General features: G+C 39.7%; 12 protein-coding genes. 7 read left to right on the forward strand and 5 right to left on the reverse strand.

Annotation, left to right across the window (positions count from 1 at the left end; all coding sequences use genetic code 11):
- The first annotated feature begins 1 nt into the window (after position 1).
- Together CHB66_RS08485 and CHB66_RS08490 are read left to right on the forward strand one after the other, a co-directional pair.
- Positions 2 to 2245 carry a TonB-dependent receptor domain-containing protein gene (locus CHB66_RS08485; protein WP_089239952.1) on the forward strand — a complete coding sequence of 748 codons (2244 nt, stop codon included), beginning with the start codon at positions 2 to 4 and terminating at the stop codon, positions 2243 to 2245.
- Between the two features lie 98 nt (positions 2246 to 2343).
- Positions 2344 to 2949 (forward strand): nitroreductase family protein, encoded by a 606-nt coding sequence (locus CHB66_RS08490; RefSeq protein ID WP_089240210.1) that lies wholly within the window; start codon positions 2344 to 2346, stop codon positions 2947 to 2949.
- A gap of 51 nt (positions 2950 to 3000) precedes the next feature.
- Here CHB66_RS08490 and CHB66_RS08495 read toward each other — a convergent pair whose 3' ends face one another.
- Complete coding sequence (locus CHB66_RS08495) at positions 3001 to 3525, reverse strand: DinB family protein (RefSeq protein ID WP_089239954.1); 525 nt, start codon at positions 3523 to 3525, stop codon at positions 3001 to 3003.
- 73 nt (positions 3526 to 3598) lie between these two features.
- Here CHB66_RS08495 and gldD point away from each other — a divergent pair, with 73 nt between their 5' ends.
- Together gldD and CHB66_RS08505 are read left to right on the forward strand one after the other, a co-directional pair.
- Positions 3599 to 4180, forward strand: a complete 582-nt coding sequence (gene gldD / locus CHB66_RS08500; RefSeq protein WP_089239956.1) for a gliding motility lipoprotein GldD — start codon at positions 3599 to 3601, stop codon at positions 4178 to 4180.
- Between the two features lie 19 nt (positions 4181 to 4199).
- A complete protein-coding gene (locus CHB66_RS08505; RefSeq protein ID WP_089239958.1) occupies positions 4200 to 5069 on the forward strand; it encodes a restriction endonuclease in 870 nt (289 codons plus the stop codon).
- Between the two features lie 136 nt (positions 5070 to 5205).
- Here CHB66_RS08505 and CHB66_RS08510 read toward each other — a convergent pair whose 3' ends face one another.
- Positions 5206 to 6981 carry a sodium:solute symporter family protein gene (locus CHB66_RS08510; protein ID WP_089239960.1) on the reverse strand — a complete coding sequence of 592 codons (1776 nt, stop codon included), beginning with the start codon at positions 6979 to 6981 and terminating at the stop codon, positions 5206 to 5208.
- A 108-nt stretch (positions 6982 to 7089) separates the two neighbouring features.
- On the opposite strand from CHB66_RS08510, the gene CHB66_RS08515 reads away from it, so the two are divergent.
- Entirely contained in the window at positions 7090 to 8130 is a 1041-nt protein-coding gene (locus tag CHB66_RS08515; RefSeq protein ID WP_089239962.1) for a phosphotransferase enzyme family protein, read from the forward strand.
- A gap of 156 nt (positions 8131 to 8286) precedes the next feature.
- On the opposite strand, the gene CHB66_RS08520 is transcribed toward CHB66_RS08515, so the two are convergent.
- Complete coding sequence (locus CHB66_RS08520; protein ID WP_089240212.1) at positions 8287 to 9963, reverse strand: amidase; 1677 nt, start codon at positions 9961 to 9963, stop codon at positions 8287 to 8289.
- Positions 9964 to 10037: 74 nt separating this feature from the next.
- On the opposite strand from CHB66_RS08520, the gene CHB66_RS08525 reads away from it, so the two are divergent.
- Both CHB66_RS08525 and CHB66_RS08530 read left to right on the forward strand, forming a co-directional pair.
- Positions 10038 to 10478, forward strand: coding sequence for a hypothetical protein (locus tag CHB66_RS08525; RefSeq protein WP_089239964.1), 441 nt, complete (start codon positions 10038 to 10040; stop codon positions 10476 to 10478).
- Positions 10479 to 10491: 13 nt separating this feature from the next.
- Positions 10492 to 11721 carry a hypothetical protein gene (locus tag CHB66_RS08530; RefSeq protein ID WP_089239966.1) on the forward strand — a complete coding sequence of 410 codons (1230 nt, stop codon included), beginning with the start codon at positions 10492 to 10494 and terminating at the stop codon, positions 11719 to 11721.
- Here the strand turns inward: CHB66_RS08530 and CHB66_RS08535 are convergent.
- Positions 11718 to 12305, reverse strand: a complete 588-nt coding sequence (locus tag CHB66_RS08535; RefSeq protein WP_089239968.1) for a pseudouridine synthase — start codon at positions 12303 to 12305, stop codon at positions 11718 to 11720. The genes CHB66_RS08530 and CHB66_RS08535 overlap by 4 nt on opposite strands.
- A 246-nt stretch (positions 12306 to 12551) precedes the next feature.
- Entirely contained in the window at positions 12552 to 13655 is a 1104-nt protein-coding gene (locus tag CHB66_RS08540; RefSeq protein WP_394335279.1) for a Fic family protein, read from the reverse strand.
- Positions 13656 to 13811: the final 156 nt, after the last annotated feature.

Below are 13811 nucleotides of genomic sequence, written 5' to 3' on the forward strand. Positions count from 1 at the left end.
AATGAAAGCAACGATAATACCTTTATTCTTTTTCCTGTCGCTCAGTCTATTTGCTCAAACCTCCATCAAAGTTGTAAATTCAAGTAATCTAGAACCGGTTCCGGGAGTTTTCATCTCTGGAGCGGGAATTAAAAACACCATTACAGACAATCTTGGAATTGCACAAATAGATTTGACAAAATCTAAAAAGCTGAATTTTTCGCATATAGGCTTTCAGAAATTAACAGTAGAGATTCTTTCTGTTCAAGATCAAACCATAATGCTGAAACCGACAACAAATGACCTTTCGGCCATTACAGTTGCTGCTTTTGAATCAGACAGGCCTTTGCTTCAGCAAGCAGGTGCTGTAAGTAGGGTTTTGGAAAGTGAATTATATCGTTTCAATGAAACATCTATCGTCAATGCTTTCAATACCAAAGCGGGTGTAAGAGTAGAAGAGCGGGCGCCAGCTAGCTATAGAATATCTATCCGAGGGAGTTCTTTAAGGTCGCCTTTTGGAGTGAGGAACGTGAAGGTTTATTGGAATGGAATTCCATTTACTGCGCCAGATGGCACTACTCCATTGAATATTTTAGACCTAAGTAATGTACAAAATACAGAAATTATCAAGGGGCCAGCAGGAAGTATTTATGGTGCTGGTAATGGTGGAGTGATCAGTTTTGAAAGTAGGAGAACCATTGATGAAAATAGAATTGCCACTGATTTAAATGTGGGAGATTTTGGTTTGATGAGATATCGATTCGGTATAGATCAGCAAATAGGTAATGGTGGAATCAGTGCATCTTACGTGCATCAAAAGTCTGATGGTTTCAGAGAGCATTCCGCAGTAGATAGGAAGGTATTTCAATTGGCAGCCCACTTCAATCCTTCCGATAGACAATCCTTATCTACTCAAATTCTGTTCAGTGACCTCCATTATCAGATTCCGGGTGCATTGAATGGAACCCAATTAGAAGAAAATCCAAGACAAGCTCGGCCTGGGTCTAAAGATCAAAACAGCTCCATTGCTCAAAAATCTGTATATGGCACCATTTCCCATCAGTATGATTTCACGGATAAGGTTACAAATGAGACAGCTCTTTATATCAACACTGCCGAATTTGAGAATCCCTTTATTCTAGATTATAAAAGGGAAACTGCCTTTAGTTATGGGGGTAGAACGAAGTTTACGCGTGATGATCACCTTGGGATGTTCCCGATTAGATTCATAGCTGGAGGCGAATATCAATATGGTTATACTGCCGCTCAAAACTTTGGAAATAGAAATGGACAAGCAGATACCGTTCGATTTAGCGATGACCTGATTACTACTCAAGCATTTCTTTTTCAACAAATAGAAATAGAGTGGACAAATAAACTCCTGATGACGTTGGCATTTAGTGAGAATTTTTCTAAATATGACATCAATAGAAGTGTAGACGCTAGTGCCAATGAACCATCACGCAATAGCCGAAGGTTTGACCCCATTGTCATTCCTAGATTGGCCATGGCTTATCAACTCAATCCACGCTCAGGTATCCATGGAAGTATAAGCTCTGGCTTTTCTCCTCCGAGTATTGCTGAAGTCCGCACCAACGAAGGAAGCATCAATCTAGACTTAGAGGCAGAACGAGGAATCAATTATGAGGTTGGGTACCGAGCAAGTTATGGGATTTTCAATGTGGATATCACTGCTTTTTATTTCAAATTGAGTCAGACCATTACTTCTTTTACCAATGAACAAGGAGTGGTTTTATTCAGAAATGCAGGAAGTACCAATCAGAGAGGAATAGAGGCAAGTGTGGACTATGCTCCTTGGAGAAATCAGCAAGCTTGGATCCAAGAGGTCAAATTCGCCCATGCATTTACAGGCCATTATTTTGAGTTTGCAGATTTTGTCAGTGGTGGTAATGATTTTTCTGGAAATCAACTCACTGGTGTAGCACCCAATACTTTGGTCAATCAGTTTGACCTGCGATTCATGCCAGGCTTTTACTTAAACTTCACACATCAATTTGTGGATAAGTTACCATTGAATGATGCCAATACAGTATTTCAAGAGTCCTATCATCTTGTCAATTCCAGATTGGGTTGGAGAAAAAGTCTTGGAAAAGGTTGGGATGCAGAAATTTACACGGGTGTGGATAACTTACTCAATGAAGTATATAGCTTAGGAAATGACCTGAATGCATTTGCAAATAGATTTTTCCAGCCGGCCCCGCTAAGGAATTATTATGGAGGGGTTAAGCTTGGGTATTCTTTTTAGTGCATTTTGATCAACTCCTGCGTAGAATCATCCATTTATTGAAACCAATTTTACACTTTTTACATTGTGTAGAAAAAAAAATCAACCCAAAGAAATATATGGAAAGACCTGAATTCAATATCGAAGAAGTAACCAAAATCATACGTGGCCGTAGGTCTATGTTTATAGCCCAGTTCAAGGAAAATGACCCAGTAGATGATGCCATCATTCAAGAGATGTTAGAAAATGCAAACTGGGCACCTACTCACAAATTGACAGAGCCTTGGAATTTTACTGTTTTCACAGGAGAAGGCTTGAAGAAGTTTGCGGATTTTCAGGCTGAATTATACAAGCAAAGGGCGGAAAAGAATGGGAACTTTATAGAAGCTACTTACCAAAAATTCAAAGAGAATCCACTCAAAGCTTCTCATGTGATCGCTATCAAAATGAAGCGTGACTTGCGAGCAAACCTTCCTGTTATGGAGGAAATTGCAGCAGTAGCGATGGCTGTTCAGAACATGTACCTTACTGCTACCGCTCACGGACTTGCTGCTTATTGGGGAACTGGAGGGCCGACTTTTTGGCCTGAAGCCAAGGAATGGTTTGGATTGGAAGAAGAGGATATGTTGATGGGATTCTTCTATGTGGCAAAACCAGCTACTGACAGATATCCACAGGGAAAACGCAGACCAATAGAAGAGAAGGTTGAGTGGGTAAGAGGTTAGGATCTATAATATTTAATAAAAAAAGCCAAGTTTATCACTTGGCTTTTTTGGTTACATACCTCTGAACCTTGGTGGCTCAATGCCATTGGCTCTGATGTAAGAGATAGCAGCTCCTCTGTGATGGGTGACATGATCATCTATCAGGCTAATAACCTGCCTTCTGCTACCGTTCATGCCAAAAATGTCGATCTTTTCTCCCAATTCCAGTTCTGTAAGGTTTGAGAAAGTCTCTTTTCCATAGTCAAAACACTGGTCTACAAAAGCCTTTAGTTCTGCTTTATTGGCTGGTTTGACAGAAACTTGAAAGCCAGGATTACCCCCATTGAGGTATCCTTGACTGATGCCTACAATTGCCGAAGATAAATGTGTCACTTGCTCTGTAAAGCTCATGGCGGTGTCATGCGGCTTGTAGTTGAGCAATTCATCAGGCATTTTGTCCACTACTTCTAATGTGAAAGCTTTACCATTGTCCCACTTGAGTATGAATTCTTCCAAGTTGGTTTGTGCCTGCAATGGATTGAGCACAAATGCTGCATAGCATAGGGCTAGCATTATGATTGTTTTTAATCTTTTCATGGCTACGTTTCCTTTTTTATATAAATTTCAATTATCTCTGATCCAAATCAAAGCAAAATGATAACTTTGAATTATGTCTAGTAGGTTTTTAAACAGTATTTTGGTGATGATGTTTTTGTCGGGATGTGGTGGAGATTACCTACCACGCCCAATGGGTTACAATAGAATCGATTTGCCTGAACACTCTTTTGAGTCACTTCCTGACTCTTTTCCTTACCTATTTGAAAAGCCTCAAGCTGCCACGGTGGAACAGGATTCTTTCAACTTGAAGGAAGATGCTTGGATCAATTTACATTACATTGAGATGGGGGCCAAAGTCCACCTAACTTATCTGTCTCTCGGTAGTCAAGCCGGTGATGTCAAATTGGTACTCAATGATGCGATCAATTTGACAGCAAAGCATCAAATCAAAGCTTATGGCATTGAAGAGTCTGTGTTATTGACACCCAAAGGCTATACGGGTGTGGTAGCTGAATTGTCTGGAGAAGTTCCCACGCAGTTTCAGTTCTTTGTGACGGATTCGACCAAGCACTTTCTCCGTGGTGCGCTTTATTTCGATACAGCCATGAAAAATGACTCATTAGCTCCAGTGATTGAGCACATCAAGATTGACATGATGCATTTGATCAATACTTTGGAGTTTAAGAATTTATAGATTTAAATGTTTTGAATTCATGGTAAAAAGAAAATCGAAATCTGAATTTATCAATTGGTTTGGCCCGCTTTTAGATGCTTTAAGGGAACTTGGGTTTTCTGGAAAGCCAAAGGAAGTATCCGATAAAATAGCTGAAAACTTAAATTTAAAAGAGGAGTTCTTAGATCAAACATTGAAATCTGGCACCAATAAATTTCATAATCAAGTAGCTTGGGCAAGACAGTATTTAACTTGGGAAGGGTTGTTAGATTCCTCTGTAAGAGGAACCTGGAAACTTACTGAAAAGGGAAAAAATACCTATTTGAACGATGAACAATCTCGAGAAATATTTTTGAAATGGGTAGCTATTAACCAAAAAGCTAGAATTAACAAATCAAAATTAGAGGTTATAGAAGAACAGGAAGAAAATGATCCTGATTCTGTGGAATTGAAGGCTGAGAGTAGTTTACTGGAAATTTTGCAGAGCCTTTCTCCAAGTGGTTTTGAGAATGTATGTAAAGAGCTTTTAAGAGAGCATGATTTTGAAAATGTTGAAGTTGTAGGTAGGTCTCATGATGGAGGGATAGATGGATATGGTGTTCTAGAAGTAAATCCATTCGTTAGTTTTAAAGTGATTTTTCAATGTAAAAGATATAAAGGCTCAGTGTCTAGATCCCAAGTTGGAGATTTTAGAAACGCGATGATCGGAAGAGCAGAAAAGGGAATTATTTTAACCACTGGAACATTTACTCGTGAAGCTGAAAAAGAAGCATCAAGAGATGGAGCACCACAAATCGAGCTAGTAGATGGTCAAAAATTGGTAAAAATGTTTGAAAAAGTTCAGCTAGGCGTTAAAGAAAGAAAGGTTTTTGATGTGGATATGGCTTATTTTCAAAAGTTTAAAGATTAGATTTTAGTATTGATAATGTCGATTTTATTTATCTTTAGTTTCTTAACCAATTACCTAATTATCAAATTTTCAGTCAGGGATAACCAAATTGAAAACCATAAATATCCGATTTAGGCAATCAAAAATATACAAAGTATTATTTCAATCCCTTCCAACTTTTTAAAATGATCCCTCCACCAATAAGCGCGATCATAGCGGCAATTATAGCCTCATACGTATCTCCATAAATCCAAAAGCCTACGCTGAATAAGACAGCATAGACCATTACTGACCCGACTAGCATCAAAGAAATTTCTTTTGATAATCTTCCTTGTTCTGTTTCTTCCTGTGGATATCTTTTTAGAAGAGATTTCCAGCCTATAGCAGCTGGATTGATCTTACGATAGAAATTTAGGAGCACTTGATCTTGCTCTGGTTGGGTAAAGAGGGTGATCAAAACCCAGCCTACTGTCGTAATACCCACCCCATAGAGAATTTTAAGATAGGCTTGACTTTCTTCAATGTGGATAAGTTCGTAAGCTGGATTGATTTTTTCGAAGAAAATAGCCACCAGAAAAGAAATGGCCATACCAGCAATTTCAGTGTAGGCATTGATTCTCCACCAAAACCAGCGAAGAATAAAAATAGCTCCAGTTCCAGCACCAATTTGCAATAGGATATTGAAAGCCTCGAGGGCATTATTCAGCTCCAAAGCCAATAATGCAGCCAAGAACATCAAGCCTATTGTGGATAACCTTCCTACTAAGACCAATTCTTTCTCAGAAGCTTGTGGTTTGATAAAGCGCTGATAGACGTCATTGACCACATAAGAAGAGCCCCAATTGAGATGTGTGGATAAAGTAGACATCACCGCCGCAATCAGTGAGGCCAAGACCAAGCCAATCAATCCCCCAGGAAGATAAGTCAGCATGGCGGAGTAGGCCAGATCATGCCCAAGTTTATCTGCAGGGATATGTGGAAAAGCTTCCTGCATGTCCGAGATATTTGGAAAAATCACCAAAGATGCCAAAGCAATGATGATCCATGGCCAAGGTCGCATACCGTAATGGGCAATATTGAAAAATAGCGTTGCTCCAATCGCATTTTTTTCATCTTTGGCTGAAAGCATGCGCTGTGCGATATAACCACCCCCTCCTGGCTCTGCTCCTGGATACCAAGTAGCCCACCATTGTATGGCTAAAGGCATCAATAGTAAGGGGATAAATAAGTTAGCATCACTTAAATCAGGAATAAAACTCAGTTTATCAGATACATTTGGGTGAGCGAGTAAATTATCCAAGGAACCAATTTCCGGTAGACTTATCACATATACTGCTGCCCAGATCGCCCCTGCCATGGCAATGAAAAATTGAAAAAAATCTGTCAACAATACCCCCTTAAGCCCTCCCAGTGAACTGTAAATCACTGTGACTATAGAAGCAATCAAAAGTGTTTCAATTGGACTCAAGCCCAACATTACTCCTCCGATCTTGATCGCTGCAAGGGCTACCGTGGCCATGATGACTACATTAAAAAACACACCCAAGTAGATCGCTCTAAATGCCCTCAGGAATGCTGCGGGCTTGCCGCCATAGCGGATTTCGTAAAATTCTAAATCTGTCGTGGATTCTGATCTTCTCCAAAGTTTGGCATAGACAAATACAGTAAGCATACCTGTCAATAAGAACGCCCACCAAACCCAGTTTCCCGACACACCATTGGTACGGACAATGTCTGTTACGAGATTTGGAGTGTCGGCAGAAAATGTAGTGGCAACCATAGATACACCTAAAAGCCACCATGGCATATTTCTTCCTGAAAGGAAAAATTCTTTGGAAGAAGAACCAGCTTTCCTTGCAGTCAAAACACCAATCAATAAAGAAATTATAAAGAAGGCTCCGATAATGGCCCAGTCCAGAAGGGAAATTGTCATAAAGATGATTTTGTGTAATAAAGCTAATGGCTTTTCTAGGATTTGCAAAGGTGATTGATTCTGTGATTTGACGCTTTTGGTTTATTATTGCACTTCAAATAGAAAACTATGATTGAGCAATCTTATATTTCTAGGCTAAGCACGTTGTATAACCTCGACTTTTCTACTTTTAATATTTCCTTGTTTGGTGCTGGACATATTCATCAAACATGGTTAGCTAATAGAGAAACTCAATCCTATATCATTCAGAAATTCAATAAAAATGTATTTAAAAACCCTGGCTTAATTGCCCATAATCATCAGCTGTTGATTGATCATCTTGATTTTGAAGCATTGGATTTTGATTTTCCTCTTCCTATTCCAAATGTTAAGGGAAGGACTCTTTGTTTGGTTGGGGATGAATATTTCAGGGTTTTACCCTTTATTGAAGGAGTTTGTCTACAAGAGATTGAACAACCAAAGCAGGCATTTTTGGCAGCTAGCGCTTTTGCATCATTGATCCAAGTAGCAGTGCCTTTGGACGTGAATTTGTTTCAAGAAGTGATTCCGGGTTTTCATGATTTGGAGCTGCGATTTAGTCAATTTATAGAAGCACGGGAATACACTCGGCTAAAAATATCTGGAGAGCTTGCAGCTATCTGCGAATTTTACTTACAACAAAGTGGAATAGTGAAGGAATATCAAATGTGGATAAGTCTATTACCTAAAAGAATTACTCACAATGATACCAAAATCAATAACCTGATTTTCTCAGCTGATTTGACAAAAGTAGAGGCAATCATAGACCTTGACACCATGATGCCTGGATATGCTTTCAATGATTTTGGGGATTTGGTGAGAACTGTTTCCTGTAATTTGGATGAAAATTCCCTGGATTTTGATTCTCTTAAAGTCAATGTGGATAAATACCAAGCTTTGTACGAAGGATTTCTTGAAGGAAGCAGAGACACATTGACCAAAGACGAAATCGCCTCACTACACTTTGGTGGAGGAATGATGATCTATATCATGGGGCTGCGTTTTTTGACAGATTATTTGAATGGAAATATCTATTATCAAATCAAGTACGAAAATCAAAACTATGACCGTGCAAAAAATCAGATGTACTTACTAAAATCATTGCAGCAGCTTGGTTTCAATAAGCAATAAGATACCTTTGCTAAGAATCTGTCTATTAAAGCTTTTCACAATTTTTGTCAAATATCACTTTATTATAGGGTAGCTTTTCCAAAGTTCAGTCTTGTGCTTTGTGTTTACTTTTACATTTAACCAAACTTTGGAAAAGTTTATTTGATTATAACCATTTTATCTATCAAATAATGGAGGCCTTTTCTTTTGCCAATCAGTATGCTCTTGATAGGCTCTTCCTAGCATAATCAATTTTTCTTCATCAAAAAGATTGGCTAAGAAAGTGATAGAAATTGGGCTTCCATTTTCCAAGAAGCCATTTGGCATACACAAAGCTGGGTGTCCTGTAAGATTGGTGATTTGCAATTGATTTCCACCATATGATGGTGTCACGATGACATCAAATTCTTGAAAAAGCTGATGCATTTCCTCGATCAAGATGGATCTAAACCTATTCGCTTGAATGTATTCCACAGCTGGGATAAATCTTGCTGAACGGAAAAGGTTTGGCCAGGCATTTCTACCCTGAGCGACTAGCAAATCATCCAAGTCCATTCTAGTGAGGTCGTCAAATGCCGCTGCTCCTTCGGCATACAAAGTTATCAACATACTACTGACGTCAACAGATGTACTCAATTTGACCGGATGGAGCTCAAGGCCCATATTCTTCAAGTCTTCCAAAACTTTCCTATCAAAATCATTACTAGGCCTATTCCCTTGGAAAAAGTCTTCGAAATAGCCTATTTTCAATGATTTTATTGACTTATCCACATTGTAGTTTAGCGCAGCAGCGATGGTTGACTTATCTTTTTTATCGAGTCCATTGATCGCATGTAGAATGATTCCATTGTCTAAAGCTGATCTAGAAATCGGGCCTATCTTATCCATGCTCCAGCTCAATGCCATTGCTCCATGCTTGCTAACTCTTCCAAAAGTTGGTCTTAAACCTGTCACGCCGTTTCTTGTGGAAGGAGAGACTATGCTTCCAAGAGTTTCCGTACCAATAGCGTACGGAACCAAGCCAGCACTCACTCCAGAAGCTGATCCCGCTGAAGATCCGCTAGCTCCTTGATTGAGATTCCAGGGATTTTTAGTTACACCTCCATACCATACATCTCCCATAGCCAAGGCACCCAAAGTAAATTTCACTAAAAGTACCCCTCCAGCTTCATTGAGTTTTTCAACAACTGTCGCAGTTTCATTGATGACTTGATCCTTGTACGGCATGGCTCCCCAAGTAGTCTTGGTTCCTTTGACAGCAAGGAGGTCTTTGACGCCATAAGGTATGCCATGAAGAGGGCCTCGGTATTTACCTGCTTTGATCTCAGCATCCATCGCTCTGGCTTGCATCAATGCTTCTTCCTCCATTACTGTGATGACTGCTTGGAGTGTATCTCCATAGGTTTTGATTCTATTGAGATATATTGTTGTCAACCGTTCGGAGCTCAATTTGCCAGTCCTAATTAATGTGGATAACTCTGCCACACTGAGGTATGCAATGTCATTTTCATTTTGAGGTAAAGCCACATTGGTAGGTAGTCCCCACTTTGGATCTGATTGGTTTTGGTTTGGGAAGAATCCATGCGGAAGTGGATTAAATGGCATGGATGGGCTAACTGAATTATCGATGATTTGCTTGCGCATATTGTCATAACCGTTTCGATAATTTTTCAGGTTTTGAATCATACTATCACGCTCAGCTGGGGTAAATTCCAATCCAATAAGCGCCTCAGCTGCTTCAATGGCTGGGGCATTGATTTCTCCCACTTTCTTGCCGACTACAAAGCCTAGTAGCAGCAGCGTGGGAATTAATAGAATAATTCCCCATTTTCGGTTGTTTGTAAAATCCTTCATGTAGTTTTGTATAGGGTGAAAACCTCTTTTGAGATCATTTGTTAAAATCGTCTGGAATATAATCATTTCATAGAATGGAGAAAAATACACTTACACCAAACTTCCCAATGCCAATGCGAGGGCTGCTGTTACTGACAGGAATGTACACGTTTGCTTGGTCAGCTTTCTTTCGATATTTTGGAGAAGACTTATTGAAATGGCAGGCTATGAATATAGAAAGTGCAGTTGATTTGAGTGCTACGGCACTGGGGAGTTTTGGGATGTTGATTGGGTTTTTGGTTTTTTTGAGTGCTTTTTATCCGATCTCTTGGAATTACCTGGTTGTGGTGGGCATAGTGGGTAAACTCACTTTGGCTCTATGGTTTGTATTACTTTTTATCCCTGAATTGGGATGGAACAAGCGGACCATTTTTCATGTAGTATTTACAGAGTTACTTTGGCTAATACCTTTGGTTACAATTTACTTGCGAACAATTAAAGTAAAAGCTTATTTAAAATCACTTCCAGCAGATTAAAAGCCTAACCTTCATGAAACAAATATATTTTCTCACTATTTTACTCCTGATACTGTCTTGTAATTCAAAGAAGGAAGAAGTTTCTTCGACTCAAATTGTACAAGGACTTTATACATTTTCGGAGCCGGGTGTGGTTTTTGGCCAGCCCTACCTTTTTACCGCTCCATCAGGTGTTGTATACCTGTCATGGGTAGAGCGTGTGAATGAAGTCAATAAAATGATGTACTCCGAACTCTCAGACAGTAACTGGAGTCCACCTAGAACGATTGCATTTGGAAATGATTGGTTTGTAAATTGGGCTGATTATCCACAACTAGCCGCTTTTGAAGATGGGACTTTGGTCGCTTTCTATCTTCAGAAGAGTAGTCCAAGTACTTTTTCTTACGATATCATGTTGACTTTTTCATCGGATGGCGAAAATTGGACTGATCCATTTGCCCTACATGATGATGGTACGCATACCGAACACGGATTTGTATCGATGCTTCCTTGGGGAGAAAATATGTTTTTTACTTGGCTAGATGGACGCCATACTTCTGGTGGTGGACATCATAATCATGACCATGGTCATGGCGGGGCAATGACTCTACGTGCGGCAGTGCTCAATACTGAAGGAGCGAAACTGGTAGAGTGGGAATTGGATGATCGGGTATGTGATTGCTGTCAGACCACTTCCTCAATGGGAGTAGATGGGCCTGTAGTTTTTTATCGAGATCGCTCAGCTGAGGAGGTTAGGGATATTTATTGGGTTGCTTATGAAGGCACAGACTGGTCTAGCCCAATGCCAGTTTACAATGACTTCTGGGAGATACCTGGATGCCCTGTCAATGGCCCCCGATCAGCAAGTCTGAATGGGCAGTCAGCAGTGACTTGGTTTAGTGGAGCCAAAGGGAAATCAACGGTCAAAACAGCCTTTTTTGAAGAGGAGCAAAATCTTTATGGAGAGGCGACCTTGATAGACCTTGGAAAACCAACTGGAAGGGTGGATATGCTGATGCTGGATGATAACTTGGCCTTGGTATCATGGATGGAAGAAGGAGGGATTTACCTTAGGACGGTTGAAAGGTCAGGTCAGAAATCTGCTCCATTTCTTGTCGGTAATGTATCAGGCACTAGGTCAAGTGGTTTTCCACAAATGACCGATGAAGAAAATCATGTGATTTTGGCTTGGACAGACGATAGCGAAGACACTGCTATAATCAAAACGATGCGTATCAATAAAAATCTCCTTACTCACCCCTAAGAGAGCTTCAAAGCGCTGTAAATCGTGTTTCTGTCCAACTCTCTCACCTCTCCTACATCAAATCCCTCAATGTTCAGATTTTCCATGGAATACCTAACCAACCTCAGAGTAGGATAGCCCACAGCAGCAGTCATTTTCCTGACTTGTCTGTTTTTGCCTTCTATCAGGCTGAGTTGGACCCAAGAGTCGGGCACATTTTTGCGATAGCGAATGGGCGGATTTCTTGGAGGGAGAGTTGGTGCTTCATTAAGTAATTGGGCTTTGGCTTTTTTAGTATGGTACATTTTCCCATCTACATTGATATCCACACCATTTTCCAGTTGTGCGATCGCCTCTGCGGTAGGAATACCTTCTACTTGTGCTAGATATGTTCTTTGATGGGCAAATCTAGGATTAAGCAAATGATGATTGAGGGATTTGTCATTAGTGATCAGCAGCAAGCCCTCACTATCCTTGTCCAAGCGCCCAACAGGATAAACATCCGATGGAAAATCCCCTACCTCTTTTAAGGTATTCGCGTCTCCACTGAATTGGCTTAAAATCCCAAATGGTTTATAGATGATAAAATATCTGTTTTGTGGCATGGATTGATGATTAGAATTCAAATTTAAGATAATCGTATATAATTCAAGAGTAAAAGTATTTATCCCTTGGGTTTTAATTGATCCGGATGCTTTTGAGGATCAAAATCAGCAACAATTCCACTTTCAATACCCTCTAGAATAGACTTTTTAAGCAGGTGGATTTTTTTTCCTTCTTTCATAATTTACTTCGTGTATCTTGACGCTCGCTTCTTGCTTTTCATCTCTTTCCCTCTCGCTTCTTACATCTCATCCCCTTCTCAACTCATAATTCGTACTTCTACCACCTGCTGGTTCTTTTTGGAGAATGTCTTTATCTATCAGGTCATTGATATCTCGGATAGCAGTGTCTTTGGAGCATTTTGCAATTTTTGCCCACTTGGAAGAAGTCAACTTCCCCTCAAATCCGTCCATCAACATATTCAATATTTTACTTTGCCTTTCATTGAGCAACGTTTTTGAATGTTTTGCCCAAAAATCTGCTTTGAACAACACCTTAACCAAGGTAGCTTCTGTGGCCTGCAATGCATTGATCAGACAGTTTAAAAACCAATGGATCCATGCTGTGATATCAAGATTTCCTTTTTGTGTCTTTTCTAAAATTTCATAATACGCTTTTCTTTCAATCCGGATTTGGGCTGACATGCTATAGAAGCGTTGATTGCTTTTATCGGATTGGGCTAATAACATATCTGTCAAAGCTCGTGTGATCCTACCATTTCCATCTTCAAAAGGATGGATCGTAACAAACCATAAATGCGCTATCGCTGCTTTTAAGACCAAGTCGATATCATTATTGCTGCTGAACCAATCTAAAAACTGACGCATCTCATTCTCAACCAGCGCAGCATCAGGAGCTTGAAAATGTATCTTTTCTTTTCCCAAAGCTCCTGAAACTACCTGCATGGGTCCAGTAGAGTCTTTTCTCCAATCAGCTACAGTGATCTTGTACATTCCGCTCCTACCTGTAGGAAATAATGCAGCATGCCAATCAAAAAGTCTATCCTTGGTCAAAGCCTGAAAGCAATTGCGAGTAGCATCTACCATCATTTCAACCAAACCATCGACATGCCTATCCGATTCTACAGATCCTGCTATTTCTAAACCCAACTTTCTAGCAATTGAAGAACGAACCTGATCTGGGTTTAGATATTCCCCTTCTATTTCAGATGATTTCAGTACATCAAGCGTCAAGGTGTCCAACATCGCTTCATTTCTTAAATCAAAACCTAGGGATTCCATTTTTCCCGTTAGCCTTCCCTGCAGATTTCTGGCTTGACTCAATAGATTGATGATCTCTTCATTTTTCCAGTGAAAAGATGGCCAATTAGGATTTTGATGGTTGTAAATCATTATTCGTTGCTTATTTTGCAACGAATATAAAAAAGAATCGTCGCATACTAAAATTAATCACCGCATATTTTGCATTGAATAGTGTTGTTAATCGTTGCATGGGGTTTTTAAGGAAAACTTTGAGATGAAGATTGGTGAAGGTTAATTGGTTATAAA

It is taken from the genome of Belliella buryatensis (genome assembly GCF_900188245.1).
GTDB lineage: Bacteria > Bacteroidota > Bacteroidia > Cytophagales > Cyclobacteriaceae > Belliella > Belliella buryatensis.

What these genes read in the sequence shown, in the direction of transcription:
- CHB66_RS08530 (WP_089239966.1), top strand. Translation starts at nt 10,492, where the DNA reads ATGAAACAAATATATTTTCTCACTATTTTACTCCTGATACTGTCTTGT.
- CHB66_RS08515 (WP_089239962.1), top strand. Translation starts at nt 7,090, where the DNA reads ATGATTGAGCAATCTTATATTTCTAGGCTAAGCACGTTGTATAACCTC.
- CHB66_RS08505 (WP_089239958.1), top strand. Translation starts at nt 4,200, where the DNA reads ATGGTAAAAAGAAAATCGAAATCTGAATTTATCAATTGGTTTGGCCCG.
- CHB66_RS08510 (WP_089239960.1), bottom strand. Translation starts at nt 6,981, where the DNA reads ATGACAATTTCCCTTCTGGACTGGGCCATTATCGGAGCCTTCTTTATA.
- CHB66_RS08485 (WP_089239952.1), top strand. Translation starts at nt 2, where the DNA reads ATGAAAGCAACGATAATACCTTTATTCTTTTTCCTGTCGCTCAGTCTA.
- gldD (WP_089239956.1), top strand. Translation starts at nt 3,599, where the DNA reads ATGTCTAGTAGGTTTTTAAACAGTATTTTGGTGATGATGTTTTTGTCG.
- CHB66_RS08495 (WP_089239954.1), bottom strand. Translation starts at nt 3,525, where the DNA reads ATGAAAAGATTAAAAACAATCATAATGCTAGCCCTATGCTATGCAGCA.
- CHB66_RS08540 (WP_394335279.1), bottom strand. Translation starts at nt 13,655, where the DNA reads ATGATTTACAACCATCAAAATCCTAATTGGCCATCTTTTCACTGGAAA.
- CHB66_RS08490 (WP_089240210.1), top strand. Translation starts at nt 2,344, where the DNA reads ATGGAAAGACCTGAATTCAATATCGAAGAAGTAACCAAAATCATACGT.
- CHB66_RS08525 (WP_089239964.1), top strand. Translation starts at nt 10,038, where the DNA reads ATGGAGAAAAATACACTTACACCAAACTTCCCAATGCCAATGCGAGGG.
- CHB66_RS08520 (WP_089240212.1), bottom strand. Translation starts at nt 9,963, where the DNA reads ATGAAGGATTTTACAAACAACCGAAAATGGGGAATTATTCTATTAATT.
- CHB66_RS08535 (WP_089239968.1), bottom strand. Translation starts at nt 12,305, where the DNA reads ATGCCACAAAACAGATATTTTATCATCTATAAACCATTTGGGATTTTA.